Below are 25,377 nucleotides of genomic sequence, written 5' to 3'. Positions count from 1 at the left end.
CTTGGCCGTGAAGGGAACCCTGGGAATTCCAGGGTTCCCTTCACGGACGTTCGAACCGGTAAGCGCGCTCGACGCGCGAGACTTGGACGTCGAATTCCGTGTACCACTCCGCGCGGCCCTGGGCGCGGGTTTCGGTGTGCTCCAGGTTGGTCCGCCATCCGGTGATGGATTCCTCGTCCCGCCAGTACGACACGGTGATGCCGAGCCCGGATTCGTCGCGGACGGAGTTCTGGCCGAGGTACCCGGGCTGCTTGGCGGCGAGTTCGGACATGTAGGCGGCGCGCTCGGCGTAGCCGCGGTCGCCGTCGGTGCGCCGGGACGTGAAGATCACCGCGTAGTACGGCGGTTCGGGAAGCTCCATGGCCGGAGATATACCTGGCGGACGCGGGCGAATCCAGCGGGTTTCAGCCCTGGAGGCCGTTGACTGCCCAGGCGAACACCATCAGCGCGAGCAGCAGCGAGATCCCGGCCTGGACCATCATGGTCATTTTCGCCCAGATCCGCAGCGGCATGACGTCGGTCGGGCTGAAGGCGGTGGCGTTGGTGAACGAGGTGTAGAGGTAGTCCAGGTACCGCGGTTCCCATTCGGCCTTGGCCATCGACGGGTCGCTCATCTGCGGAAACTGCAGATCCGGGAAGTCCGCCCGGCCCGCCGCGCGCCGGGCTGGGCCGCCGCGGTCGAACTCCCAGTACCAGAGCGAGAAGACGACGATGTTGGTCCAGTAGATGACCACGCCGCTGATCAGCACCTGCACCGCGTGCCCGCGCTGCGCACCCTGTGCGATTCCGATCACCAACTGCACCGCGGACGCGCCGTTGAGCACACTGACGACGGCGAGCGCGGTCAGCGCCACCATCCGTTCGACGATGTTGAACTCGGTCAGCCGGCCGGGATTGAGCAACAACAGCGCGACGATCAGCACGGCGGTCAGCGCGGGCAGCAGCCACCACGGGTGCAGCACCATCTCGTCGGGCAGGGCGAGCTGCAGGGCCAGGGTCCCGACGACGACGGCCGCCGCGGGCCACCGGGTCTCGCCTTTGGTTGCCCGCCGCCAGGCAGGCACTGATTCGTCAGCCACCTGACCAACGGTAGGGCGCGGGCAACGGGTTGGCGCGTCGCAGCGATAGACGTGTCGCGGGGCAGTGCGGTCGAAAAGGACGAAGCGGTTGTCAGGGTGACGGAACGCTTGGCAGCTTCCTCGCGACGTCAGTGCGGCTTCGCGCGCCCAGCTTGCGAAGCACCTTCGCGACGTGTTGCTCGACCGTGCGCGGTGACAGGAACAGACCGTCGGCGATCTGCCGGTTCGTCCGGCCTTCCGCGAGCATCTCGGCGACTTCGCGCTCTCGCGGGGACAGTTCGCGACCGTAGCCGCGACGGCCGCGTTGTGACGGTGCCCAAGCGCCGTGTTCGCGAAGCACGTGATGGCAGCGGCCAGCGTCGCGCGTGGCACCTAGCTGTACGTACGCAGCTGCGGCCTCGCTGAGGGCAGCTGTCGCACCGGCTTGGCCCGCTTCGAGGCGACAGCGCGCCGCGCGTTCACGCATGCCTGCGGCGAGGTACGGCATTGGCAGTTCTGCGTACGCGTCGGTAGCGGTGTCGAAGAGCGTCGCGGCGGCTAGGTGCTTCGCGCGGGCGTTGGTCAGGACGGCTCGGCCAGCGTGCAGGGCTGCGACGGCGAGAGGCGCGTCGCGGTCTTCGATGCCGCGCGCGAACTCTTCGACGAACGCGTCAGCGTCGTGCCAACGGTCTGCGCGCGTGTACGCCTCCGCAGCGGCTGGGACGAGCGACGCTGCCCAGACCCACACGCCTTTGCGGCGCGCGGCGTCGACAGCGACATCGGCGGCTTCGCAGGCTGCGGCGACGTCGTCGGTCGACAGGTACACGCCGATCAACACCGAAGCCGCGCATAAGACAACGGGGATTGGGCCTTCGCCCGGACGGTGCGTCGAGGCGTCGGCCAAGTGTCTTCGCGCCGCCGCGAACTCGCCGCGCACCGCGGCCAAGCCGCCCAGCACCAGCGACGTCTCCATGACGATCGCGCCCAGCGCCGGGTGTCGCGTACGGACGTCTTCGGTCGCTTCGGCCAGGCCGTCCCATTTGCCGCGGAACCAGGCGAGCCGCACCTCGGTGCCCTCGATCAGGCCTTTCGGGTACAGCGCGCCGGCTTCGGAAGCCCTGCGCAGCCCCTCGGCGACCAGGCGTTCGGTCCGGTCGAGGTGGCCGGACCATGACTGCGCGTCGGCGAGGTTGCACCACAGCCGGGCCAGTTGCACACGTTCGGCAACGCTCGGCGCGGTGTCCGGCATCGCCTCGAACTCCGCCCACGCCGAGCCGTCGCCGATGTGCGAGGCAGTCGCGATCCGGTCTCCGGTGAGCGTGAGCCGCAGCTCGGGATCGGTCAGTCCGGAGTGGACTTCCCGGGCGCGGCGCATCCACTGCTCGTGCCACGACAGCGGAGTGAGCCCGTCGAACGGCAGCGCGAGCAGGTTGATCCCGCGCGCGGCCAGTTCCGGCCGGTCCGCCAGCTCGGCGACGGCGCGTTCGACCGCCGCGCGACCCTGCTCCAGCCGACCGGCTACGCGGACCAGCAGCATGCCCAGCGCGAGCCGGATCGTCCCGTGCACGGCCGGCGGCAGCGGCCGGTCTTCGAGCACTTTCTCCAGCGTCAGATGCACATCCGGGCGGAAGACGCGCAGCGCGACGTCGCTGAGCTTCTTCGCCAACCGGCCGACCGCGTCCTCATCCGCCTTCGCGACGATCGCCTGCAGCAAGTCGATGGCGCGTGCGGTATCGCCGTGCGCGACCGCTTCGTCGGCAGCTTCTTCCGCGTACTGCAGCCATTCGTCGACGCGTCCGGCGGCGTGGGCGTGCGCGGCGAGCAGTGACAGGGGTTGACCGGGCAGGTGCATTGCCTTGGTGTGCAAGAGTTTTCGTTCAAGCGCGCTAAGACCATCGTACACTGCTTTGCGCGCGAACGGATGCCGGAATCCGTAGCGATTGTCGTCGACCTCGTCCAGCAAGCCGCCAGGCGCAATCTCGCCCTCGGGCAACCCCGCCAGCTCATTCAGCACCGACAGCTCTACGGGAACATTGAGCACAGCAGCGGCTTTGGCAAGCTCCACCGAGGCTTCCGGAAGCGCGGATAGCTGTCTGGACACCGATTCCTGCAGCGCGACAGGAACTTCCAGCCGGTCCAACACCGACTCGGTAAGCTCAACACCACGCAGCGCACGGAGAGTTTCCTCTGCCACAAAAGGAATCCCGGCGGTGTACTCGTGCAGTTTCACCGCGAAGTCAGCGTTGATCCGAGGCAAATCCAGAAGGTCGCAAGCCATCGCGGAGACCGCCGCGGAGTCCAACGGCCCGAGCGTGACCTGCGCGCTGTGCACCCCAGGAACGCTGCGAACGCTGGACTTCCCGGTGCCACAAGTCGCGACCACCCCCAGATCCGGCGGCCAGTCGACAGCGAGAAACCGCAGCAGATCGCCGGTTCCGGGGTCGGCGCGATGCAAGTCGTCGATGAGCAAAACGGTGGGGCCGCAGGCAATCAACAATTCCCGGAATGCCCGGAACACGCGATGCCGTTGCGCGCCAGCGTCCGGTAACGGCTCCGGCGCGGGCGGGAGAACGTCGGCCAGCTCCGGCAGAAGCGGTTGCAGCGCACCGGCCACCGGGCTCAATGGCCCGAGTCGATCACCAGCGGAGCGCAATGCTTCCAGCACCGGACCGTACGGAAAAGGCTCGGCCAGCTGCGGGCACGCGCCGCGCAGCACGCGGATCCGGGAAAATTCCGGCCGCGCGGCGAGTTCGGCGAGCAGCCGGGTTTTGCCCATTCCCGGCGCGCCCTCGACCAGTACCGCGGCGGGCCGATGGCGGAGAACTTCAGCGACGGCGGCGAGTTCGCGGTCGCGTCCGGCGAATGCCGCCGGACGCGGACGCACGGAAACCAACGTCGGAACGGCCGGCCACATCACGACCTCCCCAGTGCGCGTCTTGTCCGTTTCGCCCGGAGCTTAAGCAGTGCACGGGGCGCGGTAAACCGACTCTCGACGGGTTCGCGGGCACGCTACTCACACGTCTGCCTTCGTACGGTCACCAAATGGCAGAAGAAATCCCGGCGTGCGGTCACAAAGAGTGCGAAACCGCGCGGAGTTGCCCGGTTCAGCGGAACAACCCACGGACGCCCGCTCCGGCGGCGAACGCTCGGTAGTCGCGCAAGTCCCTACTTAAGGATTGCTCCGCTACCTATTCTCGCGGCCACTTATTGCAGTGGATTGGACCACCGCCGCACGCTTCGAGGCCGGGGGGAACCGAACGCGAGGGAGAAGCATGAAAGCCATCAGATTCCTCGGTGCCGCAACCGCTGCCGCGGCGGTCACGGCGATCTTCGCCGGTGTCCCCGCCGCGAGCGCCGCCCCGCTCAACCCCGACATGGTCCCGGCGATGCAGCGCGACCTCGGCCTCACCCACGGCCAGGCACTGGCCCGGCTCGCGAACGAGGAGGCCGCGAACAAGGTCGGCGCGGCACTGGAGAAGGCCCTCGGCGAACGCTTCAGCGGCACGAGCTTCAACGCGGCGACCGGCAAGGCCGTGGTCGCGGTGACCGACGCGGCGCTGGTCGGCCAGGTGCGCGCGGCCGGAGCCGAGGCACAAGTCGTCCGGTTCAGCGCCCGGCAGCTCGACTCGACCGTGCAGAAGCTCAACGCTCACGAGCAGGCCGCGCCGAAGTCGGTCACCGGCTGGGGCATCGACACCGCGAGCAACCGGATCAGCCTGACTGTCCTCAAGGGACAGCGCGGCGCGGCGGAGCAGTTCGTCCGCCAGTCCGGTGTGGACACCGCAGCGGTGAGCGTGACGGAAACCTCGGCGGTGCCCAAGGCGCACTACAACGTGCTCGGCGGGGACGCGTATTACATCGGCAGTTCGTCCCGCTGCTCCGTCGGATTCTCGGTGAACGGCGGCTTCCTCACCGCGGGCCACTGCGCGGCGCTCACCGGCGGCGGCGCGCTGTCCGGCTACAACCGGGTCGCGATGGGCCAGTTCTCCACCTACCGCTTCCCCGGCGCGGACTACGCGGCCGCGCGGGTCAACAGCAACTGGACGCCGGTCGGCCAGATCAACAACGGCACCCGCGTCGCCGGTTCGACTGAGGCAGCGGTCGGCGCTTCGGTCTGCAAGTCCGGTTCCACCACCGGCTGGACCTGCGGAACGATCCGCGCCAAGAACCAGACCGTGCGCTACCAGGAGGGCACCGTGACCGGCATGGTGCTCACCAACGCCCGGTCCGACCACGGCGACTCCGGCGGTTCGTTCATCAGCGGAAACCAGGCGCAGGGCATGGTTTCCGGCGGCGACACCGTCAACAGCTACTACTACCCGGTGAACGTCGCGCTGTCCGCGACCGGCACGACGCTCGTCCGCGGCTGACGTCCGAGAAAGAGTGCCTGCGCCAGTCCCGGCGCAGGCACTCTCTGGCGTCAGGACGCGTCGGCGGTGATCCCGTCGACCCAGGTGCCCGGATGGGTCGCGCCGTCCTGGCGGGTGATCGCGACGTCCGACGGCCACGCGGCCTTCAGCGCCTTGGTCTGGCCCGGCGGGATCGTGGTGAGGCTTTGCGCGGTCCAGGCCGGAGATTCGGCAGGCGGGTTCGGGTCGGACGGGAGCACGGTGATCTTCGCGGTCGCCGTGCGTCCCGGGGCCAGTACGTTGTGCGCCGGGCCGTTTTCCCGCCGCAGCAACGAGTCCACCGGTCCGTAGACGGGGTGCTCCGGTCCGTGCAGGTCGACCCCGGGAGTCCCGTGCAGGTCACAGGCGTGGGACGAAGTGTTCTTGAACGTCAGCGGCAGCTCGAGCTGGCTGCCTGCCGGTTTCGCCGCGCCCAGCGACACGGACAGGTCGTCGCTGGTGCACCGCGGCGTCGGCTTCTTCTCCTTGGCGGTGCTCGCCGGAGCGCTGGACTCCGCGGGGAGAGCGGCGGGCGAGGAAGCCGCCGGCGCGGCGGAATTCGCCGGGGAACCGCAGGCCGCGAGGGCGAAGGCGCTCGCGAGCACTGCCGAGCCGACGGCAGCTCGGGTGAGCTTGGTGAGGGACATCCGGGGTTTCTCCTAGGGTGACCGCGCGCCCGCGTGCTTCGCGGGCATCCGGTTGATGCCCAAGATCACCAGGACTATGCGCCCGTTTTTCCGGACGCCGCTGTGTTCTGGCTTACCTTCGGTCCAAATGCGACAAAGGCGGCTCGAGTGCCTCCAGCGCACTCGAACCGCCCTTGTCCTCATTGCCGCGGGATCGGCAGGTCTTTCGTCACACGTTGCTGATCTCTTCGATCAGCCCGTCGATGTCGAAGTGCTCGCTCTCGGCTCCGAGCGGCACCAGCTCGTAGGAAGATTCCAGGAACGCCTCGAGGTCAGCGCGCTCCAGCTCGAACGACGCGTAGCCGTCCGGCGACTCGATTTCCAGCGTCAGCAAGGCTTCGTCCTCGGACAGGTCCGGCCGGATCCGCACGTCGCCGATCCCGGTCGGCTCGTCCAGCCCGGTCACGAGCAGCTCGCGGGCGAACGTCCACTCGATCCACCGGCCGCGTTCGGTCCGGAACGCCACGGTGACCGCGTAAGGCTCCGACACGTGGAAGGAGAGGCGGGACAGCACCGGCGTAGTGCTCTCGTTCAGCAGTACGAACTGGGTCTGGTGTACGGCGTCGGTGGTGTGCACGGCTGCTCCTGGAGTCCTCCGGTCGTTCGCGCCTCGCGAACTGGTCGGCAGGGAGATGATCGACTCGGGGGCACATGACGGCGTTCCGCCGACGTTCACGCGATCGGTTGCATCAGGCCGCGAACACGTAACGCCGGACACAGAACCCTTGCGTTTCCGCGCAGGTCAGGAGAGCGGCAGCGTGAGGCCCACTTTGACCCGGTCCATCGCCACGCTCGTGGTGAAGTGCCGGACGTTGGGGTTGTCGAAGAACGTGCGCCGCGCGAAGGTCTCGAACGCCGCCATGTCCGGGCAGGTGACCACGAGGACGAAGTCCGCGGTGCCGGTGACGTAGTAGCACTGCTGCACGCAGTCGTCGGCGAGGACCTGGGCGCGGAAGCCGTCGAGCACCGCCATGCTCTCGCGCTCCATCTCGACCATGACGACGAACGTCATGTCCAGCCCGAGCGCGGCCGGAGACAGCACCGCGATCTCCTTCTCGATCACTCCGGCTTCGCGCAGCCGTTTGATCCGCCGCTGCACGGCCGCGGCGGACAGGCCGACTTTGGACCCGATGACCTCGGCGATCGTGCGGGCGTCGTTCTGCAGGCAGGAGAGGATGGCGAGGTCTAGCTGGTCCAGGTCGGGAGTGCGCACACTTCAGGCTAACCGGGCGCACCGACAAAAAGCCTCGCATTTACCACGCCGATGAACCGGCGGTCGCAATACCTCCTATCGAGCGAATGTGGAAGAGGTCTCTTAGTGACGTGGAACACAACTGACCGGTCTACCCAGGGGTAGGCCATACAAGGGGAGGCAACCGGCGACGTCCGCCAACAAGCCGGTCTGGGAGGTTCCGCCATGAGCGCTGTCCGGTCGCGCCACCGTGCCGCCGTCGTCGCCGGAATCGGCGGCGCGCTGCCCGAGCACGTGGTGACGAACCACGAGATCGCGGCCCGCCTGGACACCACCGACGAGTGGATCCGCACCCGCACCGGGATCAGCGAGCGTCGCCGGGTCGCCCCCGGCCAGTCCACAGTGGACCTCGCCGAGGAGGCGGGACGGGCGGCGCTCGGTCCGGACGGGCACGCGGACGCCGTCGTGCTCGCCACCTCGACGGCCGACCAGCTGTGCCCGGCCACCGCGCCGCAGGTGGCGGCCCGGCTCGGCCTGGGCACGGTGCTGGCGCTCGACGTCAACGCGGTGTGCAGCGGCTTCATCTACGCGCTCGCGACGGCCGCAGGGTTCATCGCCGGCGGGATCGCCGAGCGGGTGCTCGTGATCGGCGCGGACGTCTTCACCTCGCTGGTCGACCCGGACGACCGCACCACGGTGCCGATCTTCGGCGATGGCGGCGGCGCGGTCCTGCTGCGCGCGGGCGACCCCGGCGAACGCGGCGCGCTGGGCCCGTTCGACCTGCACAGCGAGGGCGAACTGGCCAAGCTGCTGTGGGTCGAAGCGGGCGGAGCGGCGCAGCGCGTGCCGGAGGATCCGAAGGACCGATACCTGGTCATGCAGGGCACGGCCGTGTTCCGGCAGGCGTGCGCGCGGATGGCGGAATCCTCGCGCGCGGTGCTGGACCAGGCGGGCTGGATGGTCGGCGACGTCGACCGGTTCGTCGGGCACCAGGCGAACATCCGCATCCTGCAGGCGACCGCGAAACAGCTCGGCATGCCCGCGGACGCGGTGGTGTCGAACATCGACCGCGTCGGCAACACCAGTGCGGCGTCGATCCCGCTGGCGCTCGCGGACGCGGTCGCCGACGGGACGCTGACGCCGGGCCACAAGGTGCTGCTGACGGCGTTCGGGGCCGGGCTGACCTGGGGTTCGACGGTGCTGACCTGGCCCGAGCTGTCCTGAGCTACGCGTACTCGGGCAGCGCGATCGCTTCCGAACGCGGCTTCCCGAACCGTCCCGCGGCCTTGCCCAGGCGTCGAGCCAACGGTGAGCTCGCCATCCGCAGCGCGGCGTGGATAGCGGTCCGATGCGCCTGCGCCCGCGGCATCGTCACCTGCGGCGCGCCGGGGAAAAGCCGCTGCGCCTCGGTGACCAACGGTCGCATCCGGCGTTCGTACTCGCCGAACGCGGTACGGGGGTCTTCGTTCGTCGTGAGTTCTCCGGCCAGGATGTACGCGCCGGTGAGGGCGAGTGTCGTGCCCATGCCGCTGACCGGCGAAGCGCAGTAAGCCGCGTCGCCGAGCAGGACAACCCGGCCTTGATGCCACGTCGGCAGTTTCGCCTGGCCGACGTCCTCCAGGTACAGCGAACCGTTGTCCATTTCGGCCAGAACGCGCGGTCCTTCCCAGCCGACGTCGGCGTACGTCTTGCGCAGCACGGACACCGTGTCGTCGGGGGTGAGCCGGTCCAGGCCGCGTACGTCGGACAGGAAGAACAGGCCCGCGCGCATCGTGCCGACGTTGTCCGGGCGCAGGAACAACATCCGGCCGCGGCCGCAGAACATCGTGCGCCACCAAGCGTTATCGGTGGCGATGCGCGGCAGCGCGAGGTGTGCGGTGTAGAGCCCGAGTTCGTGCGGACGCACGTCCGGCATCAGCATCGCGCGAGTGCGGGAACGCAGGCCCTCGGCGATCACCACGGCGTCGAAACGCTGGGTTTGGCCGCTCTGGAAGTCGACGTCCACACCGGTGCCGTCGTCGTGCAATGCCTGAATCTGGTCGCCGAATCGATACGTCGTCTCTCCGGCTGACTGCTCATACAGCAGCCTCGACAGCTGGCCACGCAGGATTTCGATCTCCGCGGTCCCGCCTCCGGAATCGCCTTCACCGGCGCGGAACTCGGCGACGATGCGTCCGTTTTCGTCCACGAACTGCGTGCCGACCTCGCCGGTGTGCGCGGCGCGGACCGCTTCTTCGAGTCTCATCTTGCGCAGCACCTGGCGGCCGACGCCCCGGATGTCGACGTTCTGGCCCTCCTCGCGCAGCTGGTCGAACCGTTCGACGACGGTGACGTCCCAGCCGGACTGGGCGAGCCGGGAAGCGAGCGCGGGGCCGGCGATGCTGGCTCCGGAGATGAGAAGACTGCGCCGGGTCATGATGTCCCTCCTTGCTGTTGTTCAAGTACATAGTTAATCTATCTATTAGTTTATCTACTGACAAGGAGGGTCGCGTGGACGAGAACCAGGCAGCGCTCGAGAAGGTGAACCCGACGACCTTCGCGGTGCGGGACGTCATCGAAGCCAGCCGCGACCTGATGGCGCGGATGGCGAAGAGCGTCGGGATGAACGCGAACGACCTCACCGCGATCGCGCTCCTCAACCACTACGGACCGCTGGGTCCGGTGGAATTGGGCCGCCGCCTCGGGATCAGCGGCCCGTCGGCGACGACTCTGGTTGACCGGATGGAAGCGGCCGGTTACCTCGCGCGCGTCCGCAGCGACACCGACCGGCGCCGAGTGGCGGTCACGGTCACCGAGCAGGCCCGCACGGTCGCGGCGGCGGTGTGGTGGCCGGCGATCGAGAAGCTGGACGCGGTGTCGCGCACGCTCAGCGAGTCAGAAAACGCTGTGGTGCGGGACTTTCTGGCCCGGATTACCGAGGCGATGAACGAGGGGCGCGAGTACTCGTGAGTGGCGCTAGGTCGTCCAAGTCCGGGTCTCGCGGTGGCGGCCGCGCAGGTGGAGTTCGCCGTGCAACCGCCAGTGTTCCCGTTCGCCGCCGAGCGCGGACTTCACCGTCGTTTCGCTGGCGAGCACCCGCGACGGCACGGCTTTCGCGTGTTCGGTGAGCCGCGCGGCTTCGTTCACCGCGTCGCCGATCACGGTGTACTCCAGGCGGCTCGACGCGCCGAGCTGCCCGGCGAACACCTGCCCGGTCGCGACGCCGATGCCCAGGTCAAGCTCGCCTTCCGACAGCACCGCGTCGCGGATCGCGCGGGCCGCGGCGAGCGCCATCGTCGGGCCGTCGGACAGCCGGGTCGGCGCGCCGAAAACGCACAGCGCGGCGTCGCCCTGGAACTTGTTGACCAGTCCGCCGCGAGCGTCCACTGCGGACACCACGCTCGCGAAAAACCGGTTCAGCTTCTCGACCAATTCCTGCGGCGGAGTGCGCGACGCGAGTGCTGTCGAGTCCACGACGTCCACGAACAGCGCGGTGACCTCGCGGACGTCACCGGAGAGCGAAGCGCCGTATTCGAGCGCGTGCCGGGCGACGTCGGTACCGACGTGGCGGCCGAAGAGGTCGCGCATCCGGTCCTGTTCGCGCAGACCGGCGGCGAGGTCGTTGACCGACGTCTGCAGCATCCCGATCTCGCTGGAATCGTCCACGTCGACGTGCACGTCCTTGCGTCCGCGCGCGATTCCGTCCAGCGCGATCCGCAGCCGGTGCAGTGGCGCGGCGACCGCGCGGGAGAGGAGCGCGGTGCCGATCGCTCCGGTCGTCAGGCCGGTCACGGACAGCACGATCAGGCTCGCCGTCGGATTGCCGTGGCGGCCGAGATCGGGTGGCGTGGTCACCAGCAGCACGCCGATCAGCGGGACGCCGCTGGCCAGCACCCACGTGACGACCAGCCGCGTCAGCACCGTGACCGGCAGCGAACCGCGCGGCGGCAGGACGTCGAGCGCCATGGTCATCACCGGCCGCGCGACCCATTCCGCGGCCAGGTAGGTGAGGCCGACCGTGGTCAGCCCGCCGAGCCCGATGGTGAGCGCGATGCCCGCCGCGTCGCCGATCGAGCCGAGGACACCGGCCAGGATGCCGAGCGCGAGCGCGCCGATCAGCCAGAGCGTGCCGCTCACCACGGCCATGTCGAAGGGCAGCCGCAGTGCCCGTTTGGCCTCGTCCGCGGTCGGCGGGCGGCCGATCGTGAACCACACCACGGTGCGGCGTTGCAGGTAAGCGGTCCAGAGGGTGCCGACGACGAGAGCCAGCGCGACCACTCCCGCCGCGGTGACGCCGAGCACCCAGCCGCGGTCGTCGACGTCCTCCGGCAACCCCTGCAGGAGCAGCAGCAACGCGACGACTCCGGCACCGGCGACACTCGATCCGACGCCGAGCGCGGCGAAGCCCAGACTGGTGCGCAGAACGAGCCGGAACCTCCCCGCGATCATCGTGCGCACCAGCAGATCGTATGGGGTGGCGGGTCCGGGAGCGAAAAAAGCCGTCGCTCTCCCGGTGCGGCGATGGTTAGCGTGGTCGCATGCAACCGCTCGACCCCGCCGAGATCCGCGCCTCGTTCGTCAACTGTTCCCGCGGGGAAGCCAAGTCCGTCACGCTCCCGGCGGACATTCCGTGGGAGAAGCGCGACTTCCTTGGCTGGCGCGACGTGAAGGCGCCCGGCCGGGCGTACCTTGTCGTGCCGCACGGCGACGAGGTGATCGGCCTGTCGCTGCGCGCCGCGCCGCCGCCGAAATCGCGGGTGCGCAGCAACATGTGCGCGTTCTGCTCCACGACGCATCCGGTCGCGGACATCACGCTGTTCACCGCCCGGCTGGCCGGAAAACCTGGCCGCGACGGCAATACGGTGGGCACGTATTTGTGCTCTGACCTGGCGTGCAGCGCGTATCTCCGCGGCGAACTCCGGCCTGCGGTTCCGCAGCCGAAGGAGTCGCTCTCGGAGGAGGAACGCGTGGAGCGGATGAGCGAAAAGATCGGGCGGTTCGTGGCGCGGGTGCTGGAAACCCGGTAGCCGCCGTGCGGGTGCTGGTGACCGGGATGTCCGGAGTGGGCAAAAGCAGCCTGCTCGCCGAACTTTCCCGGCGCGGCTATCGCACGGTCGACACCGATTACGGCGGCTACACCGGCGAAGACGGGCTCTGGCGCGAAGAGCGGATCGCCGCGTTGTTGTCGACGCCGGGGCCGCTGTTCGTGTCCGGCACGGTCTCGAACCAAGTGCGGTTCTATCCGCGATTCACGGACGTCGTGTTGCTCAGCGCGCCGCGCGAGGTGCTGATCGAGCGGCTGACGACGCGAACCGGCAATCCGTACGGGAAAAATCCGGCCGAGCTGGCCGAGACGTTGGGGTATCTGGACGAAGTAGAGCCGTTGCTGCGTTCGTCGGCGACGTTCGAGGTGGTGACCACTGTGCCGGTGGCCGAGGTCGCCGATGCGGTGTTGCGCCGGGTTTCCTAGCGGTTCAGAAATCCCACTCCGCGATCCGCCCCATCTTGCGGATCATCGGGAACAGCGCCGACGCGCGCAGCGCCAGCCGGGACGCCGCCGGGATTTTCGCCAGCGCGTCGTCGGTCGCCCAGTCTGTCGCGTCCAAACAGGACACCAGGCGGAGGCCGTAGCGCTCCAGTTCGTGCGGATCGTCGATGCCCCAATGCAAAGTCGCGCCCGCGCGGCGGACCACTGGGTTGATCGTCTGCGCCTTGATGCCGAGCGAACTGAAGAAATCGGCCACGATCCGGCCGGAGCGGAATTTGCCGACGAGCCTGCGGACCAGTTCGGTGCCGGACTCCGCGGTGAGGTACATGGTGAGCCCCTCGGCCACGATCAGCGCCTCGCGGTCGCCGGGAACCTGGTCGAGCCAGCCGAAATCGGTAACCGACGAGCCGATCATCGTGTACCCCGGCCGTTCCGGGTAAATCCGGCTGCGGACGTCGACGACCTCGGGATAGTCCACATCGAACCACTCGACCGATGGCGGCGGATCGAGCCGGTACACGCGGGTGTCCATCCCGCAGCCGAGGTGCACGACGACCGCGTCGGGGTGTTCGGCCAGCCATTTGCCCGCCATCTCGTCGATCGCGCGCGCCCGGATCGCGACGGAGACGGCGGCGTTCTCGTTGACGCCGAGCTTGCGGAAGTCGTAGTCGATCTTTTTGACCGCTTCGTCGGCCGCGGTGTCGCCGAGGATCGGGTCTTTTCGGCGAGCGTCGAGCGCACGGGCGTACAGCGTGCCGAGGTTGGTCGCCTTTTCCTCGGTGAAGTGCACTTTCTCCACGGTCAGCCCCCTTGGTGTCACAGTCTTCATAAACTTGTGAAGACTGTAGCGCTGATTGGCGAGTGCGGCATCATCCTTACGCATGGCGAAGCGCTTGCAGATCGCGATCGACTGTGCGGAACCGGAGCGGCTGGCGGACTTCTGGGCCGATGCGCTGGAGTATGCGGTCGAGGAGCCGCCCGCCGGGGCGTCGACCTGGGCCGAGTTCTCGCGCTCGGTCGGGGGCGGCGCGGAGGCCTGGTGTGCGATCGCCGACCCAGCTGGGCTCGGCCCGCGATTGCTGTTTCACCGGGTGCCGGAGCCGAAACGGGGCAAGAACCGGCTGCACCTGGACGTGCGTGGAACCTCGGCGGAGCGCGCTGTGGTCGAGGCCGAAGCAGCCAGATTGGTCGAGCACGGTGCCGTGCACTTGCGCACGATCGAAGACGAGAGCGGCTGCTTCGCCGTGCTTCAAGATCCGGAAGGCAACGAGTTCTGCGTGTGCTGACTCAGGAAGACGCGTAGTCGTGGGCGTAGGTTTTCGCGTCCAGCAAGTGCTTCAGCGTGATCTCGCGGGCCGCCGCGGCGTCCGAACGGCTGATGGCGTCGAGGATCGCGCGATGCTCGGCCACCGCCTTGCGGATCTGCCCAGGCAGCCGAAGCGCGGCCCGGCGTTCCTCGCCGACCAGGGCGAGCACTGAACGGAGCAAGTCAGCGACGTCGTCACTGCCCGCGTTGCCGGCGATCACCCGGTGGAATTCGGCGTCGGTCGCGATGACGCGCAACATGTCGCCGTTCGCCGCGGCCTCCTCCATCTCCGCGACGTTGTCCGCGAGCCGCTGCACGACGCGCGGCGTGTGCTGCCGCGCGAGCCGCTCGGCCAGCGTCGGCTCGACGGTCGCGCGCAGGTCGAACAGCTTCTCCACCAGCTGTTCGTGCTCGGAAAACCAGCTGCTCAGCGGGCTTTCCTCGGTGCCGTGCTCGCGGACGTAGGTACCGGACCCCGCGCGGATCTGGACGTAACCGATCGAATCCAGGACGCGCAACGCCTGCCGCAACGACCCGCGGCTGATGCCGAGCTGCTCGCACAGCGCGCGCTCCGCGGGCAGGCGCGAGCCCGGCGGAAGCTCGCCCGAGTCGATCATCGCGCGCAGATGGTCGACCGTGGCGCTCCAGACCTGGTCGGTTTCGTGTGCCACGCCGCCCATCCTGGCAGGTGACGACTCGGGACGCGCGAAATTGTCGGTGGCGGGTGTCACCATCGTTGACAGGTTGGGGAGGGATCATGGCCGCGAAGTTCAAAGACCTGGCGCTGGACGCTCTTGATCATCAGGCATTGGCGGACTGGTGGTGCTCGGCGATGGGGTACGTCCGCCGGAGCCCGCCCGGCGAGCGCTCGCCGGAGTGGCCGGTCGCGATCGTCGACCCGGGTGGCGAGGGGCCGCTGATCTGGCTGAACCCGGTGCCGGAACGCAAGACGGTGAAGAACCGGATGCACCTGGACGTGTGGGGAGATCCGGACGAGCTGGCGGCGGCCGGGGCACGGATGGTGGCGGAGCGGGGAGGGGGCCGGGAGTGGCATGTGATGGCGGATCCGGAAGGGAATGAGTTTTGCGTTTTTGAGCGGTGAGGCGGGGTTCGGTGGGGATGAGCGAGGGGGAGTAGAGGTGAGTGCGGCAGGCGCGGAGCTAGGAGGCAGGTGAGGGCTGGCAGCTGAAGCGGGTTGCTTCCCGGGTTCGTCCCCGGCTGGTGGCGATGTGGGCTGGCGGCCAGGTTGGGAGCGGGCCGGTGGCGAGGTGCGTTGGCTCGGCGAGGTGTGGGCAAGCGGCGGCGGCGCGGGTTAGTGGCCGGGTTCCGCATGGCTGGTGGCCAAGCAAGCACCGAGCTGGCGGCCACCCGGACTGCGCACTAGCAGCCGGGTCGGCTCATGCGCGATCCCGCTGAGTCCGTGGCCCGCCGCGTGCGCGAGGGCGTAGCCGCTGAGCCGAATCGCGCCCGTCATCCACTCCCGAGCGCAGTCTCCGGCGGTTCCTTCGAGTGTCTGACCGGACACATCGCGTCGCAGACCACCGAGGCTGCTGCTTAGGGTCAGCGGGTGATCGCTTTATGACCTGGTGGCATGCCGTCGTCATCTTCATTGCCGGGATGTGGGCCGGGACCATCAACACCGTGGTCGGTTCCGGGACGCTCGTGACGTTCCCGGTGCTTGTCGCGCTCGGGTATCCGCCGGTGACCGCTACGACGTCCAACGCGGTCGGGCTCGCGCCGGGCACGATTAGTGGCGCGTACGGCTATCGGCACGAGCTCGTCGGGTACTGGCCGCAGGTGGTGCGGTTCGCGGTCGCCTCGTTTTTCGGGGCTATCGGCGGCACCATCCTGCTCCTGACGCTGCCCAAGGACGCCTTCGAGAAGATCGTGCCGGTGCTCGTCGGGCTGGCCGTCGTGCTCGTGATCGTTCAGCCGAAGGTCTCGAAGTGGGTGCAGAAGCGCCGCGAGGCCAACGGGCGCGAGCATCACGCTGGGCCGTTGCTGTTCGGGCTGCTCTTCGTCATCGGCATCTACGGCGGCTACTTCACCGCCGCGCAGGGCGTGATGATGATGGCCGTCATGGGCATGCTGCTGTCCGAACCGTTGCAGCGGCTCAATGGCGTCAAGAACGTGCTGTCCGCCGTCGTGAACATCGTCGCGGGCACGATTTACGCGTTCGTCGCGCCGGTGAGCTGGCCGGTGATCGGGCTGCTCGCGCTCGGGTCCACGATCGGCGGACAGCTCGGGGCCAAGATCGGCCGCAAGCTGCCGCCCACCGTGTTGCGCGGCGTGATCGTCGTGATCGGGCTCGCCGCGGTCGTGCAGCTGATCCTCAAATAGCCTGGAATTCCTTGGCCGCGGCCAGGAACAGGTCGTTCTCCTCCGGCGTCCCGATCGTCACCCGCGCGCCCTCGCCGGGGAACGGGCGCACGATCAGCTTCCGGTCCAGCATGTGCTCGGCGAAAGCCGCGGTGGCATCCCCGAGCGGGAACCACACGAAGTTCGCCTGGGTCGGCGGGATCTCGTAACCCATCTCCAGCAACGCGTCCCGCACGCGGGTGCGCTCGGAGATGATTTCCCGGCACCGGGCGAGCAGTTCGTCCTCCGCGTCGAGCGACGCGATCGCGGCCACCTGCGCGATGCTGTTCACCGAGAACGCCACGTACACCTGCTGCAGCGCCTGCGCGATCGGTTCCGGAGCCACCGCGTACCCGACGCGCAGCCCGGCGAGCCCGTACGCCTTCGAGAACGTGCGCAGCACCGCCACATTGCTGTGCGTCCGCGTGAATTCGACGCCGTCCGGCACCTCGGGGTCGGTGACGAATTCCTTGTACGCCTCGTCCAGCACCACGAGCACGTGCGGCGGCACCGCTTCGAGGAACCGCTCGATCTCGTCCCGGTGCAGCACGGTGCCGGTCGGGTTGTTGGGGTTGCAGACGAACACCAGCTTGGTGCGGTCGGTGATCCGCGCCAGCATCGCGTCCAGGTCCAGCCCGTGCTCCGGCGTCAGCGGAACCTTCACGCCCGTCGCGAGCGCCACCTGGACCACGATCGGGTAGGCCTCGAACGACCGCCAGCCGAACAGCACCTCGTCGCCGGGACCGCACAGCGCCTGGATCATCTGCTGGCACAGCGAAACCGAACCGCAACCGATCGCGAGCCGTTCGGCCGGAACGTCCAGCCGCCGCGAAAGCCGCTCGCGCAAAGCCTGGGATCCGTTGTCCGGGTACCGGTTCACGCCGGTTACCGCAGCCGTGATCGCCGCCTGGACGCTCGGCAGCGGACCGCCGGGCACCTCATTGCTCGCGAGCTTGACGGCCCCTTCGATCGTCCGGCCAGGGACGTACTTCGGCAACGAATCGAGGTCAGGGCGGGGGGCGAGGGACGGCATCGTCGGAACTCCTCGGTTTTCACGGGACGACGGGGTCACCGTATCTCGCCCCGGCCGATCCGGGAAGGTTCCCAATGTTCACCCAGAGGTGATTGCATGAGGCGATGACGTCGACGACCACCGTGGATCACCAGCGTACCGACGGCAGCACCCTTCGCCTCACCTTCGCCGAACCCGACGGCGCGCTTCGCGGCGGCCTGGTGGTCCTGCACGAGGGCGACGGGGTCACCGACGGCGTCCTGTTGCTGGTCAAAAGCCTTGCCGGCGAAGGCTGGCTCACCGTCACGCCGCACATCGAGTCCGGCGAACAGCTCACTCAGCGCGATCTCCTCGACGCCACCGACCGCACGCTCGAATGGCTCACCGACCGCGGCGTCGAAGCCGACCTGCGCGGCGTCGTCGGCTTCGACCTCGGCGGCACGGCGGCGCTGGTAGTCGCCTCGCACCGCAAGTTCGGCGCGGCGGTGAGCGTCGGCGGACAGGCGGTGGCGGAGCTGCCGAAGCTGCTGGAAATCGCCGGCCGCGTGACCAGCCCGTGGCTCGGCATGTACGGCGACGCCGGCGACGAGGCGGGCGAGGCTCAGGTGGAGCAGCTGCGCGAGGCCGCGGCGTCGGCGAAAGTCGCGACGAACGTCGTGCGCTATCCGGGCGCGAACCACCGCTTCGACGCCGATCCCAGTGCGGCGGAAGAGGCCTGGCAGCGCACCCTCGACTGGTTCGACGCACACCTCCGCTGATCTCCGGCAGTGCCCTTGACGGGTCGCTGCGTGCTCGAATAACGTTCCGATCCGGAACGGAACGTTATAGCGAGAGGAACCATCCGTGAAAGCGGTGCTCGTCGAATCCCAGCAGCGACTCGTGCTGGGCGAAACGCCCGACCCGGCCGCTGGTCCAGGGCAAGCCGTGGTCGAGGTCGAGGCGATCGGCGTGGGCTACGTCGACCTCATGTACCTGCGGAACGGCGCCACAACGGTGCCTGGCGTCGAGGTCGTCGGCCGGACCAAACAGGGCCAGCGGGTGCTGGCCCTGATCCTTTCCGGCGGCTACGCCGAGCAGGCCGTGGCCGACACCGATCAGCTTTACCCCGTACCGGAGGACCTCGACCCATTCGACGCGGTCGCCTTGGGCGTGAACGCAATGGTCGCGGAAGGAGCAGTGCATCGGACCGCGGTGGCCCCAGGGGAACGAGTGCTCGTCCGGGGCGCGAGCGGCGGGATCGGCGTGCTCGCGACCCAGATCGCCCACGCCCGCGGCGCCGAGGTCACTGCGGTGACTTCCTCGGCGGAGTACGGCGAACGGTTGCGGACCCTCGGCGCCGCGAAAATCGTCGACCGGACCCGCGAGCGTCCCGAGGAGACCTACGACGTCGTCATCGACACCGTGGCCGGTCCGCAGGTCCGCGAGCACCTGGAGCTGTTGCGCCCCAACGGTCGCTATGTCCTTTGTGGAGGGACCGCGGGTATTCCGGAGCCGGAATCCTTCGGGCCGTTGATGAGCAACTTCCAGACGTCGCCGACGCTGTTCGCGTTCAGTCTCACCTCGGTGTCGCCGGAAGAACGCCGGAAGTCGTGGGACCGCGTCCTCGCCCTCGTCGCCGACGGTCAGCTTTCCGCGGTGCGCGACCGGACGTTCCCGCTCGGCGAGGCCGCGGCCGCCCTCCAGTACGTGGAGCACGGGAAATCGTTCGGTAAGGTCGTGCTGCTCAACGAATAGCGGGAGAATCCATGGCGCGCCAACGGGACGAGCGGATCGACCACGCCGTGCTGGTCGCGGTGTGCGAGCTGGTCCGCGAATCCGGTTATTCGGCGCTGACCATGGAGGCCATCGCCCAGCGCGCGGGCACCACCAAACCCGCCATCCGGCGCCGGTGGAAAAGCCAGAAGCACGTGGTGGTCGCGGCGCTGGCGGAGGCGCGCACCGGCGTCGCGGAGATCGACACCGGCTGCACCTGCTGCGATCTCGTCGGCCACCTCGACGCCCTCCGGATCGGCCTGGCGGACCCGGTTTTCGGCCGCGTGCTCCCGGCGCTGGCCGTCGATCTGGCGGACGACCCGGAACTGCGCGAAGACTTCCTGACCACGTTCTGGGCCCCGCGCCGGGAGGCTTGCGTCGTGTCCCTGCGCAAGGCCGAGGAGCGCGGGGACCTCCGCCCTGGCCAGGACGTCGACCTGCTGCTGGACCTGTTCGCCGCCCCCGTCGTGTTCCGCGCGCTGTTCGGGCACCGGGCATTGACGCGCGAGTTCGTCCTCGACGTCGTCCGCGCGCTGCTGGCCGGGGTGGGCGCGGTCGAAAAAGGACTTTGCGAGCATCCCGGGGTTAGCATCGGCGGGTGACCGAGAACGCCGCTGTTCCCGAGGTGCTTTGGCGACCCGACCCCAACCGGGTCGCTGACACGAAGATCGAGGCCTTCCGCCGATGGCTGCGCGAGCAGCGCGGCGTCGACCTGGCCGATTACGACGACCTGTGGCACTACTCGGTCGAGCACGTTCCGGAGTTCTGGACCGCGGTCGCGGAGTTCTTCGGCGTGCGCTGGCACGAGCAGCCGCGGGAAATCCTGTCCGGCGCGATGCCGGACGCGAAATGGTTCGACGGCGGCACGCTCAACTACGCCGAACACTCGCTCAGCCCCGGCATCGGTGGCGCGACGAAGGCCGACGACGAACTAGCGGTGATCTTCCACCGAGAGGACGGCCTCGCTGAGCAATTCACCTACGGCGACCTCCGTGCGCACGTCGCTGCCGCACGGGCCGCATTGCGTGCTTTCGGTGTCGGCAAAGGAGATCGCGTCGTCGCGCTCGCGCCGAACTGCCCGCAGACGCTCATCGCTTTCCTCGCTACCGCCAGCCTCGGCGCGATCTGGTCGTCGTGTTCCCCGGACTTCGGGATCCGCGCGATCGCCGACCGGTTCACCCAGATCGAGCCGAAGGTGCTCATCGCGGTGAACGGATACGCTTACAACGGCCGGAAATTCGATATCCGCGACACCGTTCAGCAGCTGCGCGAACAGATTCCGTCGCTGGAAGCCACCGTTTTGGTGAAATACCTGGGAGACGGGACACTCGACGGCGTCATCGACTGGAACGCGATGCTCGCTGAACACGCTGGCGGCGAGCTGGCGTACGAGCCGGTGGAGTTCGCGCATCCGTTGTGGATCCTGTATTCCTCGGGCACGACCGGGCTGCCGAAGGGCATCGTGCAGGGCCACGGCGGCATCGTCGTCGAGCACCTCAAAGCGCTCGGCCTGCAAAGCGGGCTCGGACCGGGCGACCGGTTCTTCTGGTTCACCACCACCGGCTGGATGATGTGGAACTTCGTCGCCTCCGCGCTTCTCGTCGGAGCCACGATCGTGCTGTACGACGGCAGTCCCGGCCATCCGGACCTGAACGCGTTGTGGCATCTGGCCGAACAGCACCGCGTCACCTACTTCGGCACGTCCGCGCCGTTCATCCAGAGCTGTCTCAAAGCGGGCCTCGCCCCGTCCGAGCGCTACGACCTCAGCGCGCTGCGCGTAGTCGGCTCGACCGGTTCGCCCTTGTCCTCCGAGGGTTTCCGCTGGATCGCCGACGCGATCGGCCGGGACGTGCAGATCTGCTCGGTCTCCGGCGGCACCGACCTATGCGCGGCGATCGTGGCGGCCGCGCCGGACATGCCGGTGTGGCTCGGCGAACTGTCCTGTCGCGCGCTGGGCGTGGCCGCGGCGGCGTTCGACGACGACGGCGAGCCGGTGGTCGAGGAGGTCGGCGAGCTGGTGATCACCGAGCCGATGCCCTCGATGCCGGTCTCCTTCTGGAACGACCCGGACGGTTCCCGGCTGCGCGAGGCGTACTTCGAGACTTATCCGGGTATCTGGAGGCATGGCGACTGGGTCAGGATCACCCGCCGCGGTTCGGCGGTGGTCTACGGCCGCAGCGATTCGACGCTCAACCGCGGCGGCGTCCGGATGGGCACCGCCGAGTTCTACCGGGTCGCGGAAGGGTTCGCCAAGGTCGCCGACTCGCTGGTCATCGACACGTCGGCGGCGGGCAACGACGACGGGCAACTGCTGTGTTTCTTAGTACTCACCGCCGGTGCCACACTCGAAGAAGTGGAGCCTGACCTGCGGAAAGAGCTTCGCAACGCACTGTCGCCCCGACACGTACCCGATCGGTTCATGGTCGTTTCCGAGATTCCCCGTACGTTGAACGGTAAGAAGTGCGAAGTACCAGTGAAGCGGATCCTCTCCGGAGTCGCGCCGGAGAGGGCGGTGAGCAGGGACGCGCTGGCCAACCCGGCCGCGCTGGCCCCCTTCGTGGAGCTCGCCGCGCACTGAACGCGCCAACGGGGGGAAGCATGGCAGGGCCGTGCGTGTTGCACGCGTGGTGACGGGGACACGCGCGCAGCACACTTGGCAGGCGGCCGGCGTCACGTCGGTCGTCGCGATCACATGGATAACCAGGCTCGCCGGCCTGCTGGCGATCGTGTCCACGGTCGTTCCGGTGGGCCGCGACGTGCGCGGCCACGTGGCCAAATGGCTGGAGCTGCCGAGCGAAGCGACCACTGCCGCGGCTGCTGTGGCGCTGGTCACCGGTGTGCTGCTGATCATGCTCGCCGCCGGGCTCCGCCGCCGCAAACGCCGCGCCTGGCAACTGGCGGTCGGTTTCGCGGCGCTGTTGGCGTTGTCACACCTCGGGCTTCGGCATGTGTTCGGCGCCGGCGTGGTGTCCATGGTGCTGCTCGCCGGACTTCTCAGCACGCGGCGGTACTTCATCGCCCGGCCAGACCCGACCGTCGGCCGGTGGCGCGCTTTGCGGGTGCTGCTGCAACTGGTCCTGGCCGGGTTCGTGCTCAACTTCGCGCTGCTGTCGGTCGCTCCGGCCCGGATGCTCGATCCGCTGAGCTTCGCCGACCGGCTTTCCCAGTCCGCGCTCGCGCTCACCGGCGTCAGCGGGCCCGCGGTGTTCCACGAGATGTGGTTCGAGGACCTGTCCGCGTCGATCGGGCTGATCTTCAGCATCACCGGCGTGCTGGTGTCGGCGTACTTCCTGCTGCGCTCGGCCGAACCCGCGCCGGAACTGTCCGACGACGAACTGGCGCGGCTGCACGAGTTGCTGAAGCAGCACGGGGAACGGGACTCGCTGGGCTACTTCGCGCTGCGCCGCGACAAGTTCGCGGTCTTCTCCAAGACCGGCAAGGCGGCCGTCACGTTCCGCGTGATCGCCGGGGTCGCGCTGACGTCGGCCGACCCGCTCGGCGACCACGAGGCCTGGCCCGGCGCGATCGAGGAGTACCTGGACATCTGCCAGCGCAACGCCTGGGTGCCCGCCGCGATGGGCGCGTCCGAGCTGGGCGCGACGGTGTGGGCCCGGTTTGGCCTGGAGGTACTGGAAATCGGCGACGAGGCCGTCGTCGACACGAAGACGTTCACGCTGGAAGGTCGCGTGATGCGCGGCGTGCGGCAGGCGGCGTCGCGGACGAAGCGGGCCGGTTACAAGGTCTTGGTGCGCCGGGCGGAGGACTTGCGCCCCGGCGAACTGTCCGAGCTGGTGCACCTGGCCGCCACCTGGCGCGGCACCGAGACCGAACGCGGATTCTCGATGGCGCTGGGCCGCATGGGCGACCCGGGTTCAGTGATCGTCACCGCGGAACAGGGCGGGCGTGTGCGAGGCGTGCTGCAGTTCGTGCCGTGGGGCGAGCGGGGCTTGTCGCTGGACGTGATGCGCCGGGACCGCACCGTCGACAACGGCGTGAACGAGCTGATGATCTCGGAGCTGCTGCTGCACTCCCGCGAGCACGGCATCGACCAGGTGTCGCTGAACTTCGCCGCCTTCCGCGCCCTGATGGAACAGGGCCAGCGCATCGGCGCGGGCCCGGTCGCGCGGCTCTCGGCGAAGGTCCTGCACTTCTTCTCGCGCTGGATCCAGATCGAGAGCCTCTACCGGTTCAACGCCAAGTTCCAGCCCCGGTGGGTCCCGCGCTACCTCGTGTACCCGGGCGTCGGATCCCTGCCGCGCGTCGGCATCGCGACCTTCGAGGCCGAGGGGCTTGGCGGCCGTTCGCCCTGGTTACGGAGGGTGCTGCACCGTTGAGGGGGGTGCCTTCCGGGGGTGGTGGAGGGGTGTGTAACCTATCTGAGCAGTGGTCGTTGGGACCCAGGAGGCTTCGCCTAGTCTGGTCTATGGCGCCGCACTGCTAATGCGGTTGGGGGTAACCCCCCCTCCCGGGTTCAAATCCCGGAGCCTCCGCTGGTGCCTGTTTCGGCAGGTGCTAGATTAACAACTGAACACGCGCCCGTAGCTCAGCTGGATAGAGCATCTGACTACGGATCAGAAGGTCAGGGGTTCGAATCCCTTCGGGCGCACTGTCTGGTCGAGACAGTAAACAACGGTCCGGGAGCTTTTAGCTCCCGGACCGTTGTGCATTTACGCCTTCTTCAGCCGATCCAGCACCGCGCGAGTCTGGGATTGCGCGATCGCCGACAGATCGTCCATCTTCAGCGGGGCCTCGCCCGGGGCGCGGTGGACGGCGACCTGAACCTCCACCGAGACATTGCTGTCCTGCACCCCGACGATGTAACTCGCGCCCGGACCTGGCTCCGTGACAGCGCCCGCGCGCCAGTAGTTGCGCGTGCCGAGTCCGGGAGTCGTCCCGGCGGTCCAGCCCTTCGACGGGCCGGTGTTCCACTTGTCGTAGGCCGGGGGCTCGCCCGCGGACGTGAACTCCACTTGGACGCCGATTCCGGCCTCGTTGGTGGCGACGCCGTCGGTCGCGGAGGTGCTGGTGTAGCGGAGAGTGCACGTCAGGGCGCCGCCGTAGCCGCTGCTTGGCTGGTTTTCCCGGTGGGTCGGCGGGATCGGGGTGGAGGACCATTTCGCCAGCGGTTTCGGGTCCAGCAGGTCGCAGGCATTGGAGATCGCGCTCATCGAGTACTTGCCCGGCGGCGCGGTGGGCGACGGCGTGGCGGACGGGGTCGGGGTCGCCGGGGCCGGTTCGGCTTTGGAGGGGGAGGAGCCGCTGCTGAGGGAGAGGCCGATCGCGATTCCGGCGCCGAGTACCACGACCAGCCCGATCGCGCTGGCGACGATCAATCCCGTTTTGGGGCCGGGTTTCGGCGGCTGCGGGTAGCCGTATCCGGGTTGCTGCATGGAAAACCCTAGTTCCCTTTCAGTCCGCTCAACGCCTTGCGGGCCTGTGCTTCGGCGATCGGCTGGACCTCGGTGCGGTGCACCTGGGCGACGTCGCGGCTGCGGCTGAAGTTGAGCCGGACCCGGACCGAGACGTTGCCGTCCAGTACACAAAGGACGTAGCGCGTGTTCGCGACCAGCTCGCCGTAGACCTCGGAGTGCCAGAAGCCTTCGCTCCCGATTCCGGTGATCGGGCCGGACGCCTTGCCTTCGCCGGTCTTGCCGGCGTTGCCGCGTTTCCAGTTGTCGTAGAAGGACGGCGCGGTTCCGTTGGTGAAGTTGACGTCGAGGATGACCTCGGCGGTGTCCAGGACGTTGTCGCTGGAGTACCGCATCTGGCAGCTCAGGCTTCCGGCGCTGGTCCTGCTGGGCCGGGCTTCTTCGTGCTTGGGTGGGCCGGTGAGAGTGGGCGACCACTTTTGCAGCGGAGCGGGATCGACGAGATCGCAGGCATTGCCGACGCGGTCCATCGAATAGCCGGGCGCGGCGGCCGGTTCCGGCGGGCGCTCCGAGGGCTGTCCGGCCACGACGCCGACGGCGATCCCGATTCCCAGCACTACCACCAGCGCGGCGACCCCGCCGATGATCCAGCCGGTTCGCCGAGGCTTCGCAGGCGGGATTGTGGGGAAGGGATTCGTCGGCGGTTCGTTGTCGGTCATCCCAGCCCTCCGCACGGCGAACCAGGCACCCGTGACCTGACTCCGCGCGACTATATCGCCGAGGCGAATA

26 protein-coding genes and 2 tRNA genes are annotated in these 25,377 nt (G+C 68.6%); 15 read left to right on the top strand and 13 right to left on the bottom strand.

What is annotated here, in order from left to right; genetic code table 11:
• Positions 1–40: 40 nt before the first annotated feature.
• The 3 genes from ACWDNU_RS10865 to ACWDNU_RS10855 form a co-directional block, all read right to left on the bottom strand.
• The gene (locus tag ACWDNU_RS10865; RefSeq protein WP_370932533.1) at positions 41–361 is read right to left on the bottom strand and encodes an antibiotic biosynthesis monooxygenase family protein; all 321 of its coding nucleotides are present in this window, start codon (positions 359–361) and stop codon (positions 41–43) included.
• Between the two features lie 43 nt (positions 362–404).
• Positions 405–1,079, bottom strand: a complete 675-nt coding sequence (locus ACWDNU_RS10860; protein WP_449668631.1) for a hypothetical protein — start codon at positions 1,077–1,079, stop codon at positions 405–407.
• Between the two features lie 91 nt (positions 1,080–1,170).
• Positions 1,171–3,972, bottom strand: coding sequence for an ATP-binding protein (locus ACWDNU_RS10855; protein WP_449668630.1), 2,802 nt, complete (start codon positions 3,970–3,972; stop codon positions 1,171–1,173).
• Positions 3,973–4,330: 358 nt separating this feature from the next.
• On the opposite strand from ACWDNU_RS10855, the gene ACWDNU_RS10850 reads away from it, so the two are divergent.
• The gene (locus ACWDNU_RS10850) at positions 4,331–5,428 is read left to right on the top strand and encodes a S1 family peptidase (RefSeq protein WP_449668629.1); all 1,098 of its coding nucleotides are present in this window, start codon (positions 4,331–4,333) and stop codon (positions 5,426–5,428) included.
• 50 nt (positions 5,429–5,478) lie between these two features.
• Here the strand turns inward: ACWDNU_RS10850 and ACWDNU_RS10845 are convergent, their stop codons facing one another.
• From ACWDNU_RS10845 to ACWDNU_RS10835, 3 genes are all read right to left on the bottom strand, one after another.
• Positions 5,479–6,093 (bottom strand): DUF4232 domain-containing protein, encoded by a 615-nt coding sequence (locus tag ACWDNU_RS10845; RefSeq protein ID WP_449668628.1) that lies wholly within the window; start codon positions 6,091–6,093, stop codon positions 5,479–5,481.
• A gap of 208 nt (positions 6,094–6,301) precedes the next feature.
• Complete coding sequence (locus ACWDNU_RS10840) at positions 6,302–6,709, bottom strand: SsgA family sporulation/cell division regulator (RefSeq protein WP_354750869.1); 408 nt, start codon at positions 6,707–6,709, stop codon at positions 6,302–6,304.
• A gap of 165 nt (positions 6,710–6,874) precedes the next feature.
• Positions 6,875–7,345 (bottom strand): Lrp/AsnC family transcriptional regulator, encoded by a 471-nt coding sequence (locus tag ACWDNU_RS10835; protein WP_344287678.1) that lies wholly within the window; start codon positions 7,343–7,345, stop codon positions 6,875–6,877.
• Between the two features lie 204 nt (positions 7,346–7,549).
• Here ACWDNU_RS10835 and ACWDNU_RS10830 point away from each other — a divergent pair, with 204 nt between their 5' ends.
• Complete coding sequence (locus ACWDNU_RS10830; RefSeq protein WP_449668627.1) at positions 7,550–8,548, top strand: beta-ketoacyl-ACP synthase III; 999 nt, start codon at positions 7,550–7,552, stop codon at positions 8,546–8,548.
• Between the two features lies 1 nt (position 8,549).
• Here the strand turns inward: ACWDNU_RS10830 and ACWDNU_RS10825 are convergent, their stop codons facing one another.
• Complete coding sequence (locus ACWDNU_RS10825; RefSeq protein ID WP_449668626.1) at positions 8,550–9,740, bottom strand: FAD-dependent monooxygenase; 1,191 nt, start codon at positions 9,738–9,740, stop codon at positions 8,550–8,552.
• A gap of 74 nt (positions 9,741–9,814) precedes the next feature.
• On the opposite strand from ACWDNU_RS10825, the gene ACWDNU_RS10820 reads away from it, so the two are divergent.
• Entirely contained in the window at positions 9,815–10,273 is a 459-nt protein-coding gene (locus ACWDNU_RS10820; protein ID WP_449668625.1) for a MarR family winged helix-turn-helix transcriptional regulator, read from the top strand.
• A 6-nt stretch (positions 10,274–10,279) separates the two neighbouring features.
• Here ACWDNU_RS10820 and ACWDNU_RS10815 read toward each other — a convergent pair whose 3' ends face one another.
• Entirely contained in the window at positions 10,280–11,752 is a 1,473-nt protein-coding gene (locus ACWDNU_RS10815) for an adenylate/guanylate cyclase domain-containing protein (RefSeq protein WP_370940603.1), read from the bottom strand.
• Between the two features lie 89 nt (positions 11,753–11,841).
• Between ACWDNU_RS10815 and ACWDNU_RS10810 the strand changes: the two genes are divergently transcribed.
• Positions 11,842–12,330, top strand: coding sequence for an FBP domain-containing protein (locus tag ACWDNU_RS10810; RefSeq protein ID WP_449668624.1), 489 nt, complete (start codon positions 11,842–11,844; stop codon positions 12,328–12,330).
• Between the two features lie 5 nt (positions 12,331–12,335).
• On the top strand, positions 12,336–12,773 hold the full coding sequence (locus ACWDNU_RS10805; RefSeq protein WP_449668623.1) for an AAA family ATPase: 438 nt from the start codon (positions 12,336–12,338) through the stop codon (positions 12,771–12,773).
• A gap of 4 nt (positions 12,774–12,777) precedes the next feature.
• Here the strand turns inward: ACWDNU_RS10805 and ACWDNU_RS10800 are convergent, their stop codons facing one another.
• Positions 12,778–13,590, bottom strand: coding sequence for a class I SAM-dependent methyltransferase (locus ACWDNU_RS10800; protein WP_449668622.1), 813 nt, complete (start codon positions 13,588–13,590; stop codon positions 12,778–12,780).
• A gap of 82 nt (positions 13,591–13,672) precedes the next feature.
• Here ACWDNU_RS10800 and ACWDNU_RS10795 point away from each other — a divergent pair, with 82 nt between their 5' ends.
• Positions 13,673–14,077, top strand: a complete 405-nt coding sequence (locus tag ACWDNU_RS10795) for a VOC family protein (protein ID WP_449668621.1) — start codon at positions 13,673–13,675, stop codon at positions 14,075–14,077.
• A 1-nt stretch (position 14,078) separates the two neighbouring features.
• Here ACWDNU_RS10795 and ACWDNU_RS10790 read toward each other — a convergent pair whose 3' ends face one another.
• Positions 14,079–14,777 carry a FadR/GntR family transcriptional regulator gene (locus ACWDNU_RS10790; protein ID WP_449668645.1) on the bottom strand — a complete coding sequence of 233 codons (699 nt, stop codon included), beginning with the start codon at positions 14,775–14,777 and terminating at the stop codon, positions 14,079–14,081.
• A 77-nt stretch (positions 14,778–14,854) separates the two neighbouring features.
• Between ACWDNU_RS10790 and ACWDNU_RS10785 the strand changes: the two genes are divergently transcribed.
• Positions 14,855–15,199 carry a VOC family protein gene (locus ACWDNU_RS10785; RefSeq protein WP_449668620.1) on the top strand — a complete coding sequence of 115 codons (345 nt, stop codon included), beginning with the start codon at positions 14,855–14,857 and terminating at the stop codon, positions 15,197–15,199.
• A gap of 476 nt (positions 15,200–15,675) precedes the next feature.
• Positions 15,676–16,437 carry a sulfite exporter TauE/SafE family protein gene (locus tag ACWDNU_RS10780; RefSeq protein WP_344287697.1) on the top strand — a complete coding sequence of 254 codons (762 nt, stop codon included), beginning with the start codon at positions 15,676–15,678 and terminating at the stop codon, positions 16,435–16,437.
• On the opposite strand, the gene hisC is transcribed toward ACWDNU_RS10780, so the two are convergent.
• Complete coding sequence (gene hisC, locus ACWDNU_RS10775) at positions 16,430–17,488, bottom strand: histidinol-phosphate transaminase (protein WP_344287699.1); 1,059 nt, start codon at positions 17,486–17,488, stop codon at positions 16,430–16,432. The two genes, ACWDNU_RS10780 and hisC, sit on opposite strands and share 8 nt — an antisense overlap.
• Positions 17,489–17,592: 104 nt before the next feature.
• Here hisC and ACWDNU_RS10770 point away from each other — a divergent pair, with 104 nt between their 5' ends.
• The 7 genes from ACWDNU_RS10770 (at position 17,593) to ACWDNU_RS10740 (ending at position 23,825) form a co-directional block, all read left to right on the top strand.
• The gene (locus ACWDNU_RS10770) at positions 17,593–18,225 is read left to right on the top strand and encodes a dienelactone hydrolase family protein (RefSeq protein WP_449668619.1); all 633 of its coding nucleotides are present in this window, start codon (positions 17,593–17,595) and stop codon (positions 18,223–18,225) included.
• A gap of 85 nt (positions 18,226–18,310) precedes the next feature.
• Positions 18,311–19,201, top strand: a complete 891-nt coding sequence (locus ACWDNU_RS10765; RefSeq protein ID WP_449668618.1) for a quinone oxidoreductase family protein — start codon at positions 18,311–18,313, stop codon at positions 19,199–19,201.
• 11 nt (positions 19,202–19,212) lie between these two features.
• On the top strand, positions 19,213–19,821 hold the full coding sequence (locus tag ACWDNU_RS10760) for a TetR/AcrR family transcriptional regulator (protein WP_370932517.1): 609 nt from the start codon (positions 19,213–19,215) through the stop codon (positions 19,819–19,821).
• Positions 19,818–21,797, top strand: coding sequence for an acetoacetate--CoA ligase (locus ACWDNU_RS10755; RefSeq protein ID WP_449668617.1), 1,980 nt, complete (start codon positions 19,818–19,820; stop codon positions 21,795–21,797). Before ACWDNU_RS10760 ends, ACWDNU_RS10755 begins: the two co-directional genes overlap by 4 nt.
• A 46-nt stretch (positions 21,798–21,843) precedes the next feature.
• Positions 21,844–23,553 (top strand): phosphatidylglycerol lysyltransferase domain-containing protein, encoded by a 1,710-nt coding sequence (locus ACWDNU_RS10750; RefSeq protein ID WP_449668644.1) that lies wholly within the window; start codon positions 21,844–21,846, stop codon positions 23,551–23,553.
• A 66-nt stretch (positions 23,554–23,619) separates the two neighbouring features.
• A tRNA-Ser gene (locus ACWDNU_RS10745) sits at positions 23,620–23,709 on the top strand.
• A gap of 42 nt (positions 23,710–23,751) precedes the next feature.
• Positions 23,752–23,825 (top strand) — tRNA-Arg (locus ACWDNU_RS10740).
• A gap of 61 nt (positions 23,826–23,886) precedes the next feature.
• Here the strand turns inward: ACWDNU_RS10740 and ACWDNU_RS10735 are convergent.
• Positions 23,887–24,609: a hypothetical protein gene (locus ACWDNU_RS10735; protein WP_449668616.1), complete on the bottom strand. Its 723-nt coding sequence runs from the start codon at positions 24,607–24,609 to the stop codon at positions 23,887–23,889.
• Positions 24,610–24,617: 8 nt separating this feature from the next.
• Positions 24,618–25,307: a hypothetical protein gene (locus ACWDNU_RS10730; protein ID WP_449668615.1), complete on the bottom strand. Its 690-nt coding sequence runs from the start codon at positions 25,305–25,307 to the stop codon at positions 24,618–24,620.
• Positions 25,308–25,377 lie beyond the last annotated feature (70 nt).

Source organism: Amycolatopsis sp. NPDC003676, assembly GCF_053587275.1.
The sequence above is the reverse complement of the archived record's forward strand: the minus strand, read 5'-3'. Positions and strand labels throughout refer to the sequence as shown.